Source organism: Marinobacterium aestuarii (assembly GCF_001651805.1).
Classification (GTDB): Bacteria; Pseudomonadota; Gammaproteobacteria; order Pseudomonadales; family Balneatricaceae; genus Marinobacterium_A; species Marinobacterium_A aestuarii.
Genome location: NZ_CP015839.1, coordinates 4,556,786 through 4,573,911 on the forward strand (window position 1 = coordinate 4,556,786; position 17,126 = coordinate 4,573,911).

General features: G+C 61.1%; 10 protein-coding genes. All 10 read left to right on the forward strand.

Features of this window, described 5'->3' with window-relative positions; all coding sequences use genetic code 11:
* The 10 genes from A8C75_RS19970 to A8C75_RS20015 are packed head-to-tail and all read left to right on the forward strand — an operon-like array spanning nt 1 to nt 17,088.
* The gene (locus tag A8C75_RS19970) at nt 1-1,128 is read left to right on the forward strand and encodes a phage late control D family protein (protein ID WP_067386121.1); all 1,128 of its coding nucleotides are present in this window, start codon (nt 1-3) and stop codon (nt 1,126-1,128) included.
* Entirely contained in the window at nt 1,128-1,934 is an 807-nt protein-coding gene (locus tag A8C75_RS19975; protein WP_067386122.1) for a phage baseplate assembly protein V, read from the forward strand. The genes A8C75_RS19970 and A8C75_RS19975 overlap by 1 nt, the downstream gene beginning before the upstream one ends.
* Nucleotides 1,931-2,320: a GPW/gp25 family protein gene (locus A8C75_RS19980; protein WP_067386123.1), complete on the forward strand. Its 390-nt coding sequence runs from the start codon at nt 1,931-1,933 to the stop codon at nt 2,318-2,320. The genes A8C75_RS19975 and A8C75_RS19980 overlap by 4 nt, the downstream gene beginning before the upstream one ends.
* Nucleotides 2,320-3,699, forward strand: a complete 1,380-nt coding sequence (locus tag A8C75_RS23835; RefSeq protein WP_067386124.1) for a baseplate J/gp47 family protein — start codon at nt 2,320-2,322, stop codon at nt 3,697-3,699. The genes A8C75_RS19980 and A8C75_RS23835 overlap by 1 nt, the downstream gene beginning before the upstream one ends.
* Nucleotides 3,696-3,983 (forward strand): hypothetical protein, encoded by a 288-nt coding sequence (locus A8C75_RS19990; protein WP_067386125.1) that lies wholly within the window; start codon nt 3,696-3,698, stop codon nt 3,981-3,983. The genes A8C75_RS23835 and A8C75_RS19990 overlap by 4 nt, the downstream gene beginning before the upstream one ends.
* On the forward strand, nt 3,941-6,439 hold the full coding sequence (locus tag A8C75_RS19995; protein WP_157890339.1) for a baseplate J/gp47 family protein: 2,499 nt from the start codon (nt 3,941-3,943) through the stop codon (nt 6,437-6,439). The genes A8C75_RS19990 and A8C75_RS19995 overlap by 43 nt, the downstream gene beginning before the upstream one ends.
* Complete coding sequence (locus tag A8C75_RS20000) at nt 6,439-7,992, forward strand: hypothetical protein (protein ID WP_067386127.1); 1,554 nt, start codon at nt 6,439-6,441, stop codon at nt 7,990-7,992. The genes A8C75_RS19995 and A8C75_RS20000 overlap by 1 nt, the downstream gene beginning before the upstream one ends.
* 18 nt (nt 7,993-8,010) lie before the next feature.
* Entirely contained in the window at nt 8,011-12,402 is a 4,392-nt protein-coding gene (locus A8C75_RS20005; protein WP_067386128.1) for a DUF6519 domain-containing protein, read from the forward strand.
* 4 nt (nt 12,403-12,406) lie between these two features.
* Nucleotides 12,407-13,576, forward strand: a complete 1,170-nt coding sequence (locus A8C75_RS20010; protein ID WP_067386129.1) for a BTB/POZ domain-containing protein — start codon at nt 12,407-12,409, stop codon at nt 13,574-13,576.
* Nucleotides 13,576-17,088, forward strand: a complete 3,513-nt coding sequence (locus tag A8C75_RS20015) for an eCIS core domain-containing protein (protein WP_067386130.1) — start codon at nt 13,576-13,578, stop codon at nt 17,086-17,088. Before A8C75_RS20010 ends, A8C75_RS20015 begins: the two co-directional genes overlap by 1 nt.
* The last annotated feature ends 38 nt before the right edge of the window (nt 17,089-17,126 follow it).

Below are 17,126 nucleotides of genomic sequence, written 5' to 3' on the forward strand. Positions count from 1 at the left end.
ATGTCACTCATAGACCTGCTGGGCGGCAGCACCCTGGGGCCGGCTGAATGCCGGGTTCTTATCGACAACAGCGAAATCGACGACCTCTACCCGGCCCTGGCGCTGGTCGAGGTCGATGCCGATCGCAGCAGCTGGACCACCGCCAAACTGGAATTCGACACCCGCCGCATTGAGGACGGCAACTGGACCCTGGCGGACGACGAGCGCATCAAGCCCTGGCGGGAAATTCACATCAAGGCGGTGTTCGGCGCTCAGGAGCAGTACCTGATGGCCGGCTACATCCGCCAGGTCAAACTGGAATGCCCCGAGGACCAGGGCGCCGCCAAGCTCACCGTGGAATGCCAGGACGCCTCGCTCTTGCTGGACAGAACCCACATCAACCAGGTCTGGGCCGAGGATGACGCCACCACCGATGACAGCCAGATCAGCAGCGCCATCGCCAGGCGCAGCGGCCAGGCCATCAATTACCAGGGCCCGGTGTTTCCCATCCAGAACCTCAACCAGAACGCCACCGACCTGCGCTTCCTCAAGCAGCGGGCCGACACCAACGGCAACGACATGATTTTTCTCGAAGACGCCCTCTACATTGGCCCCATGCGCCTCGACCTGGAGCCTCAGCCCGCGGTACTGGTCTATGCCGGCCCAGACACCAACTGCATCAGTTTCTCCGTTGACGACGACGGCCACCAGCCCGATCAGGTGCTGTACCAGCTGGCAGCAGAAACCGGCACCCAGCCAGAAGAGGAAACCGTTGCGCCCGACAACACCTTGCTGGGTACCCGCCCGGCCACCAGCGAGGCTGCAGGGGATTTTACCTGGCAGGTACCGCGGACCGGCCGGGTATCGGATGAACAAGCCCGTGTCAGCGCCCAGGCTGCCGCCAACAGGGCCGCCATGCGCATCAAGGGCTCAGGGGAGCTGGATGGCAGCCGTTACGCCAATGTCCTGCGCATCGGCGAGCCGGTGCTTATCGACGGCACGGGTGAGCGCTACAGCGGCCGCTGGTACGTGGACGCTTGCACCCACCGCTTTGACAGCAACGGCTACAGGGTCAGCTTCAAACTGCTGCGCAACGCCTATGGCGACGAGCAATCAGCAGCAGCCAGCGTTCTGGCGGGGGTGCTGTGATGGACGACGTACTGCAACGACTGGCAACAGATGCCCAGCATCAGGTCTTCGGCAAACACAGGGGCCTGGTGGTCGACAACCAGGACCCGGAATACCGCGGCCGCCTGAAGCTGCTCGTGCCCTCGGTGCTTGGCAACCAGACCTCCAACTGGGCCCTGCCCTGCCTGCCCTTCGGAGGCCTCGACGGCCAGGGCTGTTACAGCATTCCCGACATCGATGCCCAGGTCTGGGTCGAATTCGAAGCCGGCAATATCGACCAGGCCATCTGGGTCGGCACCTTCTGGCAGCCGGGCACCAGTGCCCATAGCGCACCCCCGGAGAAACGTCTGTTCGCCACGTCCTCCGGCCATGTCATGGAGTTCGACGATACCAGCGGCGAAGAAAGCTTCCGCCTGACCCATCCGGCGGGCACCGAGCTGACCGTCAGCCCCCAGGGCAGCGTTAACTGGACCGATGCCAGCGGTGCCCTGTTACACCTGGATGCGGAAAACAACCGGGTGGAATTGACCGACGCCTCGGGCAACAGCATCACCATGGACAGCAGCGGCACTGTGATCAGGGACAGTAACGGCAACAGCACCGAGATGGCGGCCGCCGGGATCACCATCAAGGGCACCAGCATCACCATTGAAGGCCAGCAGGTCGCAGTTGGCGGCAGCGGCGGGGAGGCCCTGATCAAGGCCCAGACCTTCCTCTCGCTGTTTAATTCCCACACACACAACTGCACCGCACCGGGAGCCCCTTCAGGGCCACCGATTCCGCCGCTCACCCCCGCCGTCATGACCCTAAAGACGACAGCATCATGAGCACACAACTGAACAAGCACGATTTCCTGCGCTTTCCGCTCAAGGTTGCGGCGGGCGGCGGCGTCACCAGCGATCGCCGCCAGCACGTGCGTGAACAGATCGAGCAGATACTCTTCACCAACCCCGGCGAGCGCTGGTTCAGGCCGGAGTTCGGCATAGGTGTGCGGGCGCTGATCTTCGAACCCAATAATCAGTCTCTGGCGGAGGTCACCAACAAACGGCTCACCGCGGCCCTGATAGACGCCCTCAAGGGCGAGGTACTGCCACAAAGCCTGGACGTTTCCGTCGAACCCGACGGCGAAAAACTCATCATCACCATCGCCTATACCCTGGCCGCCATCAACCACAGCGAAAAGCTGCGTTTTGCTGAAGGGGGAGCACTCTGATGGCGAATGCATCGAACCTGAAATTCCACAACCACTGTGGCGACTGCGGCGACCGCGAGGTCGTCCTGCCAGACGCCCTGCCGCACCTGGGTGACGATTTCGACTGGTTGCAGCGGGATTACGATGGCTTTCGCCTCGCCATGCTGGAAGAACTGGCCGCCCGTTTCCCGGAGCGCAGGCGCTGGACGCCGGCGGACATGGAAGTGGTGCTGGTCGAAGCATTCTCGGTGCTGCTGGATCAGTATTCAGATCGCCTGGACCGCAGCCAGGCCGAAGCTTATCTGGAAACGGCGCGGCGCCCGAGCAGCGTCCGCAAACTGCTATCCATGATAGGTTACGACGCCGTGGCACAGGCTCCGACCCAGGCGGCCATACCCGAAGCCGTACCGGGTTTTAACGAAACCCTGCAGCTTCGACTGCGCCGGCTGACGGCATTTTTACCCGCCTTTCGGGCCTTGAGGCCACAGCTCGAAGAGGCACTGCAGCCACGCCCCCCCTCGGATCAGCAACGGGTGCTGGCATTTTTATCAGCGCCCGAGACGGCCGATAACAGCGTACTGAACAGCGTGCAGGATTTGCTGGACGGCGCACCGGACTTCGTCCGTCATTGTCGCCGCTACACCCTGGACCGCTTCTGGACCCTGTACCCCAGCGCCATGGACCAGGCCCGCCGCGATGGCCCCAAACAGCTCCATCGCCAGAGACGCATGGTGACCTTGCCGGATTACGCCAACCTCGCCGAACATCCGCTGGTGCTGCGGGCAGAGGCTAGCAGCCGCTGGTCCGGTTCCTGGCAAAGCATTGATGTGGCGGTGACATTGCTTGAGGACATCCCGCTGGATCTGGACGCCCTGGCGGCTGAACTCGGGCCCGCCTTTGCAAGATTTCAGTACGAGGTTGAGGCCTTTCATCGCGCCAACAAGATCCTGCCCCCCCAGTGGGCGCCGGATATCAGCGCCCGCACCCTGTTGCGCCCGTTGCTGGACCACTGGCGCATGGCGGGCCAGGAAGTGTTCCTGCGGGACGCCGAACGCATTGGTATCGATATTTCTCTGGCGGTGCGCGCCGCCAGTAATTACTACCAATCCGAAATCCGCCACGCGGTGGAGGACTGCATTCGAGACTTTTTTGCACCGGGCCGACTGCAGTTTGGGGAAGACATTCACGCCAGCGACATAGTGAAACGGGTCATGGCGCTCGACGGCATCGAAGCGATCTGTCTCAACCGCTTCAAGCGGGTCGGCCAGCGCTGGCCCGACCAGTCCGGCGCTGGCCTGATTCGACTCGAGGGCATCGAAATCGCCATCTGCGACAGCCTCCCGGGGGCGCCTGAGCGGGGCAGCTTGCGCATCAAGCTACAGGGAGGACAAAGGGGATGAAAGACCGCCTGCAACAAACGGACCTCAGCCGCTGGAACCGCGCTGGCCTGTCGCGGCTGCGTTACGTGGACGGCAATGCCATCACCCACCTCGAAACCCTGCGCCAGGGATTGGTGCAGGCCTTCAATTCCGGAGCACAGGCACAGTGGCCCGAACTCGAAATCGATGCATCTCTCAGCGCGGCAAACACTGAAAATGAGCGCCTGCGCCAGCAATACCACGGGCCCAGGCGAGACTACCTGTGGAGATCATGCGCACCCTGGCCCGCTCCGCCCACGTGCTGACCGAGCATATAGATGCCAACAGCAATGAAACCTTTCTCGCCACCGCCACCGAATGGGAGAGTCTGCGAAAACTCGTGGCTCTGCTCAATTACCGGCCGGCACCCAGTCCATCCGCCAGCACCGCGCTGGTCTTGCTGGCGACTGACAATGTCAGCGGCCTGCTGGAAAAAGGCTTTGGCGTAAAAACCAAGCCCGACGATGGCTCCCCACCGGTGATCTTTGAAACCCTGGAGGAGCTTGATCTCGATGCCACCCTGAACGAGCTGAAGGCGAAGAACTGGAACCGCTCAACGGCAGTGCTCGCGCAAAACGCCGATATCACTACCTTTGCGCTGGCGGGCCCCCTTAAGGGCACATCGGTGGGGGACCTCGGCGTTCTGAGCTGTGCAGATGGCATGGTCGCGGTGAGCCTTGTGGATATAAGCATCGACGCGTTGCAGCTTCGGCTTCATAATCCGGCCCCCGGTTGGCCCGCTGCCCCGCCGCTGGCTGACGCTGTTTTATGGCTGACGGCCCGCTCACGCAGAGTGCCGAAAATTACCGGCCAGAATGTCATTAGCCTGTCCCCCAGCTCTATTCCGGTGGCGGATAACTCAATACTAATATGGGCCAATGGCAGTACCTGGCAGGCCGCACGCGTTGCGATATCCCAGGGTTCCCGCCTGCTGCTCGACCGCAACGGCCCCGCAGCAGGCACCCAGGTTTTCCTCGGGTTGGCAGCCCAGCGCCAGCTTTACTCAATCAACGGCGCCGACGAGCATCGCATCATCCTGCCGCTTGCCTCCGACCGCCACTCCGGCGCCCTCTTTAATGCTGGTTTAAACCCTATCAATGAATCCGCGGTGACAAGCATCAGCGGCCTCTATGACTACCTTGAAGAGCCCGCCCTGGCCTATTACAGCACCGCTGACCAAGCCCTGGGCCCGGTGTCCTATGCCAGCCAGCAATCGGTGGAGCTCAGTGGCAAGGCGGAATCCCTCAGTACCGGCGACCTGCTGGTGATCGAGGACCAGGATGGTGCCTTGTCAGCCGCACGTCTCGAATCACTGGAAGCCGGCGCGGACTCGGTGCTGCTTGAACTGGTGCCGTCCCTCGGCGGCGCGGCCTTGATCCACGGCCATTTCAAACATCAACTGCATCCTGCGGGTTTCGACCGCAACACAGACCCCATTCAGGATGGGGATAACAGTATAACCCTGCAGATGCTGCCAGAGACTTTGAAACCCGGCCGCAAGGTCATCGTCAGTGATGGCGAACAGGCCCAGCAGGCACTGGTCACCCAGGTTGACCGCGCACAGGGCAAGATTCGACTGCATCCTCCCGTGCAGGGCTTTGCCGCCTGGAACACGGTCATTTATGGCAATGCTATTGCCGCCGGGCACGGCGAATCCGCCAAGGAAAAAGTACTGGGCTCGGGCGATGCCAGCCGTAGCAATCAGAGCTTCGAACTCAAGGTCGACGACCTCAGTCATGTCCCGGATCCCGCCTTTGTTCAGGGCGTCAGGGCAGACCTGGAAGTCTGGGTCGGCGGACGCCGATGGCAACAGGTGGACAGCCTGGACAGTGCCGGCCCGGAAGAGCACCAGTACGCGGTTATCCAGCTGGAGGGCGGCAATGTGACCCTCTGTTTTGGCGATGGCAGCCATGGCCGCCGCCTGCCCACCGGCAACAACAATGTGCGCGCCCGCTACAGGCGCGGCGCGGGTCTCGCGGGCAACCTTGCGCCAGGCGCGCTCGTCAAGGCCCTAAGCCCCCATCCCTGGATAGACGATTTCCTGCAACCCATGGCCGCCAGTGGCGGCAACGACCGGGAAGATTCGACAACTCTGCGGGACAACGCGCCGGCATCCACCCTGACACTGGGACGCGCTGTATCCCTGGTGGATTTCCAGCACCTGGCCATCAGCCAGGCCGGTGTCTGGCAGGCCCGGGCCTTTCGGCCAGCGCCAGACGGACGGCCCGGCGAGATTGTCCGGGTCGTCATCCTGCCGGCAGGGGGTGGGCAGCTCGGCACCCTGAAAGAAGATGTACAGACCTTCCTGCAGCAACGGGCCGAGCCCCAGGTTCAGGTGGACATTGCGCCCTGGCAACCGCTGATATTTTCCGTCGACGTCAGCCTGGCCGTGGACAGCCGCGCCTTTCAGCCTGAGCTTGTGGTCGACGCCGTGCGCAACGCCCTGCTGGAAACCTTTTCCCTGAGTCAGCGCAAGCTCGGCGAGCCCCTGTTCCGATCACAGCTCATGGCGGCGGTGGAATCTGTCGAGGGTGTCAGCAATTGCAGTCTGGTTATCGCCTCCCTGCTGCTGGATGGCGCAGGCAACGCCGCCACCGCCGCCAGGGTTGTGCGGGCGGCGGATTCATCCATCCGTCGCATTAGCGCGCGCCCGGAGCAACTGCTGCACCTGGATGCAGCCTTGTCCCAAATTGCGATCAACAGCCATGAGTGGAGTCTGTGATGCCGCACAATAAGCTGGAAGGGGCCGCTGCCGCCCTGTACAACAGTGTTCCGACAGTGTACCGGACTCGGGACAGCGGCGATTTGCAGCAACTCTTCGCAGGTGCAGGCCAGCTGCTGGATCAGATAGAGCACAGCCTGCGCCAGCGCCTGGCTGATAATTTTATCGCCGAGCCGGAACAGGGCGAGATTCCCCTGCAGGACTGGCTTATCCCCTATTTCGCCGACCTGTTCGATGTCCGCCTGGTGTCACCCACCGCCGAGGGTCGCCGCGCCGAAGTCGCCAATGCCGTGACCTGGCGCCAGGGCAAAGGCAGCCTGCAAACCCTGGAGGCGATTGCCGAGTCCATCGCAGGCCTGGAAGTTGTGGTTCACGAAGGCTGGCAGCGGGTCGCCACTACCCCGAGACTGAACATTCCCCTGGTATCGGCGCGCTATTACGGCTACGCCGACGATGCACCGGACGCACCGCCCCCATTCGCAGCACTGCACCCAGGACTCCCGGCGGTCACTCCGGACATTGCACGACCATCCGCTGCCATCAAGGCAGAACAAGGGCCCGGCAGCCAGCAGAGCACGGTAGACGACCTAACCCATGTCTGGCGCCAGGCCAGCCGACACGGCGCACCCTGTCATCCTGGCGCCTTCGATGACGTCTCCCGCCGCACCGTTGATATCCGCAACCCCGACTGGCAAAACGGCCATCACCACCCCGCCAATATCCTACTCTACACGGCGCCGCCTGCGGGCTTCTTCCAGCCACCGATCACCACCGTGCTGTGGCAGCCGGAACCCGGCGCCGCCTTTCTGGAACACATTGAAATCATCGAGCAACCGGGGCTGCGGATTTATCGCAACCGTTCCTATGGTCAGGACGACTTCAGGCCAGTGCGCATCCGGCGGCTGATCAAATTATTGCAGCAGGACAGCGGTGTCGGACCTGCCGACGCGCTCAGCGTCCGCTTCGAGGGGCTGATACTGGACAACAGCCTGGAACTCGATGCCGGTCGGGTGGAGTTTATCGACTGCGCCGTACGGCGGGTGGAAGTCCACGCCATTGATCTCGAGGAGCCGGTGATTTACGCCCGTAACACCCTGTTCAAAAACCTGCAGGGCGCCCGGGCGCTGAGTCGCCTGGAATATTGCACGGTGCTGGAAACCTGTTTCACCGAACATCTGCAGGCATCCGACTGCATCTTCCTGGGCCCGCTCAAGCGCGACCACATCAGTGCCAAGCCCCCCAAAGCGGGCTGCCTGCGCTTTTGCGCCCTACCCGCTGCAACCCCCACCGGCGATCTCAGGCTGCACGCCTGCACCACAGAAACACCGGTGTTCTTCAGCGCCCGCTTCGGTGAGCGCAGCTGCGCCGTGTTGCACCCGGCGAGCTCCGATGCTGTAAAACACGCCGCCGAAGACGGCACCGAGCCCGGCTGCTACCACGATTATTACCTGACCCGGCTGTTCGAAGCCGTGGTCGAGAAGCTGGATGATTTTCTACCCATGGGACGGCACGCGGTCTTGATACCCGATCCGCAACTGCTGCAACTGCCATGAATTGACGATGGAACGACCATGAAAACTCAACTGTCGCGCACTAGTTTCGATGCCACCAAACGCTACAACGGCGTCTTCCAGCAGATGGGCCGCATGCTCACCGACGCCGACTGGAATGAACTCAATCTTATTGATGGCGAGCGTGTGCGACAGGCGCTGTTGCACAGCGTATTGACCGGCACCCCTAGAAACAGCGGTATTGTCCGGCGTGATGCATCCGACACAGCAGGCCTCTATTACGGGGAGGCTGTTATCGAGGGGATCAGTGCCCGACTGCTGCCCGCGGTAATAAACGCCGCACCGGCGGATGGCAGCATCGATAACATTCAGAATCAGGCGGATTTCCCCGCCTGTCCCCTTCCCCCTGGCGACCACCGTCTTTATCTCGATGTCTGGGAGCGCAGCGTCACTGCGCTTGAGGATATCGACCTCATAGATCCTGCCCTTAACGGGGCCGACACCTGCACCCGGCGCCAGGTCATGTGTCAGCTCAAATGGTGCAGCACCGACACAGACCCGCAAGATCCGCTGATTAATCCCAAAACCGGCACTGCCAGGCTCAGCCTGGAACTGCGCGAAGGCAGCACTGAGCCCGACCTTTGCGATCCCTGTGCAGAGGAACTGGCCCTGCAGGAAAAGATCGGCAATTACCTGTTCCGGGTGGAAGTACATCAGGTCGAGTACGATGCCGCCGGGCAGCCGTCCCGGGTCTTGCTGAAGTGGTCCTCGGAAAACGGCGCCGAGCAGCATAGCCTGAACAGCCTGCCGCCCGGCTTTGCCAGCGCTGCATGGTGCTACGAATTTTTCAGCGGTGCCGACACCGGCTTTGCCTCGGAGAAACACCCCGGCAGACATCTCGCCACGGGTTTTACACCGACCTATGGCGAACTGGTAGCTGGCTTCCCCGCATCAGGATCAGAGCCCGCCAACCTGTCACTGGTGCGCCGCTGGGACGGCTTTGCCGCCTTTGATCGGGTAGCGGGCGAGTGGCAGCTCGACAGCGGTTTCGATCGCAATGTCGCACTCTCCACCACACTGGGCGCCAACAGCCCCGGCCGGGTGACCAACGGCGACACCGTCCTCCTGGTGCTGGATGCGATCACGCTGACACTGGCGCTGGAAGACAATGCACTGCTGGCGGGAGACTACTGGCAGGTGGCGGTGCGTGAATCGGTGCATGCTCTGGATCCACAGTTGCTGGACGCAGCCTTACCACAGGGCATAGAACACCACTACATGACCATAGGGTCTGTGGTGGGCGATGAACTGAGCCTCTATGAGGGCGAGCAATGCCGGCGTTTTGAATTCCCGCCCCTGACCGATATACACGCAGAAGACGTCTGCTACGACAACGGCGTTTGCGACATGCCCGACGTGGACACGGTACAGGAGGCGCTGGATCACCTGTGCCAGCAACGGGATCTCAAGTGGCACAACAAACACCTGCACGGCTGGGGCATCGTTTGCGGCCTGATTGCCGAGTGTTGTCAGAACCATAGCGACGCGGCGGACGAAGCTGGCGGCAGCGCCGGCGATCGCCGTTCCGTTTGCGTCACCCCGGGCTACGCCCTCAGCTGCGAAGGCGAGGACCTGGTACTGAAGGGGCCACAAGAGGTTCCGATACTGGATATGATCAGTGCGCTGGAACAGGCGCAAGACGAGGCGTTACTGGTGGACGGCGACGGCACCTTCTGCCTGCGCATCGCAAAAGGCGACCCCGAGCCCCAATTCGTGCTGGAACCCTGGAGCAAGGACAAAAAATACGCCTGGCTTGATGGCACCCTGTTGCTCGACTTTTACCAGCACTGCGTCAAAGACCTGATCGAGGCACTGTCCGAGGAAGTACGCTTTCAGGACGATGAGGCGCTGGAAACCGCCGAAGACGAGAAAGGAATACTCATCTCCGACCAGAGACGAAAAACCATCAGTGTCTTCAATCTTGTCGCCTGGTTTTTATTCGGCAATCACGGTCACTTTGTCTGGACATCCCTGCACGAGCACCAGATTTTGCTGGCGTTCTATAACCGCTTGCGGGCACTGCTGCGCAGCCGCACCTTCTGCGCCATGTTCCAGGATGAGGAGTTTCCACCCTACCCCTTCAAAGAGAACCAAATCGACACTATATTCAGTCGCGGCGATCACACCCGTGTCCTCATGCATCCGGATCAGAAGCATCTCTACAGCTTTGGTGGCACGGACAACAGCATTCACCGCTTTGACCTGGCATCCAACAAGCTGGTGGACGTGCTGCAGATGCCCGCCGCCCAGGGCGCCGAAATCACCGCGCTCTGCTTCAGTAACGATGGCAGCAAACTCTACGCCTGTGCGGCGGTGCGCAGCACCGATACCCTCTTTGGTGCGGCCTTCATTGGCGCAACCCATGAATGGCAGCAATCGAGCGTCCTGTGCGATATTTTGGTGACCGACATGGTCATGGCCCCCAGGGACAAGGATCTGATCTATGCCATTGGCAAGGATAAAGGCCTGTACCGCGTTGAGCCGGATGTCATTGCCACGGACACCAAACCACAGTTAACACCTTTCTACCGTTTTAACGCCACAGGACAACTCCTGCTGGACCCCGAAAGCCAGACCGCCTGGTGCGGCTCCAGCGACGAAATCTCCAGCGATGGATACTATCGGAACATCGTTCAGTGCGACCTCAACACCAGCGGGGAAAATCTCAGCCCCCAGGTCACTACGCCACTGCGCAATCCCCAGGGGCAAAGCTTGCTCGGCAGTGGCAACCTGGCCATGAGCCCGGCGGATGCCCGCGACGATAACGGCGAACAAGGGGCACGGCTTTACTGCATTACCCAGGTTTCGGCCAGTGCCGCCAAACGGGTATCCGCCTATCAGCTACCCCTGGGCGCGGACGGTCTCAAGGAAATTGGCGGCACCGGGCTTGGCAACTCGGATCTTTGGCTCCGCTGGCATGCACCCAGTGAGCTTTTGCTGGTGGCCGTGGAAAACGAATGCCGCCTCCAGCCGCTGGACCGGGATGCCGGCCCCACCGAAAGCGCGCGTATTCCCGTGCAGGTGGGTCCGGCGGACATGGCCGCCTCCGCGGCAACCGACTCCATCTACACACTCAACTTTGTCAGCAAGACCATTACCGTAACCGCCGTTTCCGAGCTGGCACCGACACTCGAATTCAACCAGGCCCTGAAAAACTATCGCTACGCCATTCTGCTGGCCTTCTGGGGCCTGATTGCCAATGTGCTGCAATACCTGAAGGACTGTTTCTGCCATCACCTGCTGGTGAAGTGCCCGAGCTGCGATGACGACAGCAAGCTCTGGCTGGCGACCGTGGAAGTGCGCGGCGGGCAGGTGTACAAGGTGTGCAATTTCGACAAGCGCAAAACCGTCAAAAGCTTCCCTACGGTGGAATACTGGGCCTCGCTCATTCCCGTGCTGCAGCTGTTGAAACAGGGCATCTCTAAATTCTGCTGCGCGGTGCTGCCGGATCTGTTTGGCGCCTTGCGAGCAATGCTGTTGCCACAGCCAAAAGCTGATGCTCAGGGTGATAAAAAAGCGCTGACAGACGCGGGCAGCATCAAGAAAAACCAGAGAAGCTTCAACCGCACCGATATGAAAGCCCTGTGGGAGCAACAGAAAACATCCCTGAATTTTTACGGCAAGACGCTTATGGACGCCGGTATGCAGCAGGCCAGAGGCGCCCAGACCACAGAGCCCGGGGTTTCCAAACAGAGCTATATCGGCAGCGACACCCCGACAACCAAAGCCGAGTTCGAAAAAAGAGGCATCGAGGTCGGTGCCATCGAAACCTATGACGCACGCTATTCCGGCAGCTACGCCAACGCCTTTACCGCCACACCCCAGGTTATCGAGCCCGGCAGCAAGGTAACCCTGATCGAAAAAGACGGCATTGTGCAGTTCTACCACATAGAAAAAGCGCCGCTGGACGTCCGGCTGCCCACAGCAGAACTGGAAGCCCTGGAGGCCCGCAAGGCAGCACTTGAACTGGATAAAACCAGCCAGGATTTGCAGGCGCTGGAAACCCGCAAGAGTCAGACCAAAGCTGAAATCACCGCACTGGAACAACAGCTCGAACAGGCCCGAACTGAACGGGATCAGCAGCAGGCATTGCTGGCACAGATGTCAGCACAGAATCTCGAGCTGACCAGCGGCGTTAGCGCCCTGCGCAGCGATCTGGAAGAGATCAAGGCCATGCGCACCGAAATAAACCGGGATATTGCCAGGGACAGGCCCGTGAAGAGCATTGCCGAGGTTTCACCCGAAGTGGATACGATGTTACGCCAACTGGATATTCGCACCGTGGAGGAACTGTCCAAGGTGACGACCGCAAAACTGGTCCAGGCCGGCATAGACGCAGCTACCGCGAAGAAGATAAACACCGCGGCCAAGGCCAAATTGAGGGAGGTTTGATGGCATGCGCATTCAGCGTCGTGCAACAGTCGCCGCGCCGACGCCACCGCTCAGCGTGCAGCAGGCAAGTGCGCCCGCCAGTATCGCCCGCGCAGGCCGTGTCGCGCTCGATATTCCAAAGGACCTGCATCAACACTATTTTGGGCGCGGGCGGCGGCGCTACCGCCTGCCCCGCTTCAGCGACCTCAGGGACATTACCCAAAGCAAAACCCTGGGAATCGATCAGGCCGAGTTGAAAGCGCTGGTGAAGACCACCCTGATCCGCCTGAACAAAGACAACAGGCTCAAAAGCAAAGACTCTCTGGACGCCATTGTGGATGCCATTTTTCCAGCGCCCGGCAGCATCGATCAAAGTGCCTTTGAGGCGGCGGTAGATAGCAGTGATCGCACCCTCATCTACAGGTCTGTGCTCGATACCAACGCCAGGATCAAGGACAAGGACAGGCCTAAACTGCGCTCGGTCATGCGATGGGCCATCAAGATCATCCGCCAGGCGCAGACATCAAAAACCATGCTCACGCGGGTATTCGGCAGCAAACAGGCCGATGCCGCCGGCAACTATAAAAAGGCGGGAGACCGGCTGCAGCTGTTTGTCGACAGCAGCGCGGCTCTCAATAAAAGCGTCAATACGGACTACAACCGCGATGACGCCGCACTTTACCTCGGCGGCTGGGCGGACTTCGATGACCAGGTTATCCATCTGGAGCCCGGTGTGGCCAAAGTGACCCACAGCAAGGAATCCGTTGCCACCCTGGTGCACGAAGCGGCTCATCTGGCCGATGGCGCCATTGAGGTGCAATTTGCACTGGTCAAATACCGCAAGGACCTGCTGGCATCCAAGGACGCCAAGTTCAAAAAGGATCTGCCACAACTGAAGAAAATTTCAAAGGCACTGCATCTCAGCCTGCACCGCCAGAATCCAGGCCATGAAACCGTAACGCAACTGGATATTGTGCTGGCGGAGAGCATCGCCAGAGTGGTCAGTGATATGGGCGATCATTCAGCCTCCATCAAACTGGCCCTGACACCCAAAGACACATCCGAGATCCAAAAGGCCAGCGACAGATTGATCAACGACGCCATCAGATCCTACGGCGCCCTGCTGGGCGACAGTAAAAAAGACAGGACGCTGACCGACTGGCTGGTGGCCCATTACGGCAAGGCGTTTTACTGATGCATACCTACACCCAGCGTTCGCCCCGCAAAACGGCGCCCGGTAGCAGCAGTGGCGCCACTCAGGCCAGTGCAGTCAAAGCGCTGTTGAACCGATCAGCAAAAGGCCCTGCCCTGCAGACAAAAATGCAGCTTGGCCAGCCCAACGACCGTTACGAAAAAGAGGCGGACCAGGTCGCCCAGCGAGTCACGGCAGACAGCCCGCAAGCGGTCAATATCAGCGCGCTGGACACCGGCGCCATCCAGAGAATGCCGGAGGGGACTGCCTCCACCTACGAGGAAGACGAGGAATTGCTGCAGGCCAGCGCCGATGGGCCTGTTGGCGACATCAGCAACAATATTGAGCGGGATATCACAGCCTCACGGGGTGGCGGTGAGCCCCTGCAGGCCAGCACCCGGGGTTTGTTAGAGCCCCGCTTTGGCACCCGCTTTACCGACACGCGCATCCACGACTCCCCCTCCGCCCATCGCCTGGCCTCAGGCCTTGGTGCCCGGGCCTTTACCACCGGCAAGGACGTTTTCTTTGGCCCCGGTGAGTATCAGCCCCATACCACGGCGGGACAGCAGTTGCTGGCCCACGAATTGACCCACGTAGTACAGCAACGCCGTGGCAGCGCAGCGCTGCAGCACAAGCGGATCCAGCGCGAGCTCACGGGTTCAGAGCCGGCCCCCGAGCAAGCTGCCGCACCTCTGCCTGTCGCTGGCAATAAAACCACCGGGCTGGTGGATACCGCGGCCAGCACTATTACCTGGACCAGCATCGCCCTGCCCGCGTTTAAAAACCGTGGTCATCGCCGCGCCCGCTACCAGGCGCTGTCGCCTCTGCGCCGGGGACAGGGCGAACGGGTTGATCGCAGCGGCGAAAACGATCCGGCCCAACGGGACAACTGGCTGACCTCGCTGGATAAAAGCACTATCCGTACAGAACTTGAAAGCAAGCTCAAAACCGCCAATGCCGGGGAAATGCCAGAAGGTGACCAGCATGTGTTTGAAGTCCGCACCAGGGCCGGCCAGAACCGCTACTACTCGGGCTCACTGGACAGCCTGGCCAGCGAATTTCTGATTCCTACCTGGGGTGGCAAAAACCCAAGGGCGGAGCCGCGCTTCTTCCATGTCGACCACATAGTCGAACTGCAACTGGCGAACTGGCCCCACAGCCCCGAAGGCAACGCACTGGAAAACTACGAACTGCTGGAGGGCAATGCCAATACCACCTCGGGACAAATGGTTCGCACGGCCATCAGCGACAAGATCAGCGGCTTTATCCGCGCCACCGAGGGCGCTTATGGTGACACTGAACGGGACATCAAAAGTGCTTTCACTCTGGTGTTCGAGGGTGCCGTTGGCCGTGGTGGGCCCAGTGTCGGCAACTCGGACTTCTGGATTCGAGCCGACATCGAAAGCGGTGCCCACCTGCGGGCTCTGGTGGCGGCGGACCCGACGAAAATTGGCGGACCGGGCCTGGCGCGGATTTTTTCCCGCGCCAACGGGGGCGTAAGTCGCGAGTTCAGCTGGAGTGGCGACACCACAGCAGAGCAGGAAGTCCCCTCCCGGCTGCGGCGCGAGCGCTACTGGCTCAAGCCCCTGGTTATTACCCATAAATACTTTCGCACAGACCCTGAATCCGTGGTGGAAACCCCGGATTTCGGCTACCTGCGCGTGCACGTATCCCAGCGGGACAAGGTCTTCGAAAGTACAGAGCCGGTGGATCTGCCCCTGAACCGGTTTATTGGCGCCCGTTACGGCGGAATATTGCAGGATTCATGGCGCACCACAATCGGCAACCTCAAGGCCAATTTTTTCAGCCCCATCACCTTCAATAACATTGAGGTGGCGGGCGATCGGGGTATCGTTGCCCAGGGCAATATCAACGTCAGTCTGCCGTTTTTCAGCGAGTCCACTGCCATCGGCATCAGCCTCGCAGACGGTACCGTTTCGGTGTTCAAGGAATTCAGCACCGAAGACATCGCCCTGCCGGCCCCCTTCTCGGTGGACGAGTGCAGTCTGCGGGCCTCCTACAGCCTGGACAATGACTGGAGCCTTGAGGGGCGGGTCAACTTTGGCATCGACAATGTCGGCCAGGGCGAAATTACCGCCAGCCTGCTGCCGGACACCGGACTCGCCGCAACCGGTGAATTCAACTTTGAGTCGACGCTGTTCAACCCGGCCACCCTGAGCGTGGGTTACCGCGCTGGCGCCTGGAGCTTTGGCGGCGAAGTCGGTTTTGAGGAGGGTCTGATACCGGGCGTCAGTGACGGCACCCTGAGTGTCAACTGGGCAGAAGGCGTGCTCAGCGGCAACGGCGACGTGGGCTTCAGCTATCCCTGGCTGTCCCGCGGCACCCTCAATCTGGCCTATGGCGCAGAGCGCGGACTCGAGGTCAGGGGCGGTGTCGAGCTGACCGGAGAGGTTCCGGGCCTGAACAGCGCTACCGTCAATATCCTGGTCACCAAAAGCGCCGAGGGCCTATGGACCCTGGGCGGGGCTATAGAAGCGGACCTGGATACCTCACGGATACCGGGCTTGACCGCAACCCGCTTCAGCGGCGCCCTGGAGAATGGCATTTTCACCGCCAGCCTGCGCAGTGCATTCGAACGCGATATCGCCAGCGGCACCGTTAGCCTGGCTGTTACCAACCAGGCGATTGATGCACAAGGTAACCCGGTAGAGGGGCAGACGACCGAGGCCCTGGTATTTTACGGCAGCGGCAGTGTCACCCTGGCACTGACACCCTGGCTGGACGCTACCGCCGGCGTGGAATTCGCCCGCGATGGCGGCATCAGCCTGCGCGGTGGGGTCGAGGTGACCGAAGACATCGAAATTCTCAGCGACGAGCAGACACCGGATCTGGAACTGCCCCGCAGTCGCCGCCCCTCCTTCGATGTCGACATCCCCCTGGCGTCCATCGGTGTCGCCGATGTCGCCCTGCGCCTGGGGGGCTCACTCAACGCCTACGTCAGAACCAGCCCCTTCACCCTGCAGGATGTGCGGCTGGACGTTTTCTACAACTTTGATAACCCAAACGATACCAGCGTTGAAGGCAACGCCCGTTTGCACATGGATGCGCAGGCGGGGCTGGAGGGCTCGCTGCTGGTTGGCCTCTCGGCCCGGGTGCTGGTGATACGCGGCGGGGGCGAGATCGAGCTCAGTGTGGGCGCCATGCTGAACGGCGAACTCGACGCCGTGGTTCAACCCTCCTGGAATGTTCGAAACGGCTTTGCGGTCACAGCCCGACTTGATGCCGTAGTCAGCCCGACCGTTTACCTCGACCTGGGCGGCCGAATCTTCGTTGAACTGGATGTCCTGATAGGCTCCATCGATCTGTGGGAATCCGAACGTCTGAACATCGCCCGCAAGGAGCTACCGCTGGATGTTGAACTGGGCGCGCGGGCCAGTGCCCGTTACCAGGAAAAACCCGATAACGCCTTTACCTATGAGACACCCACCTGGGTTATTCCCAGCGCAGGTGATTTACAGCGCGCCTTCATCGGAGCCGTGCTGGACGAGGTTTAGCTATTAACCCAGTGGACAGACACGGCATCATACAGAGA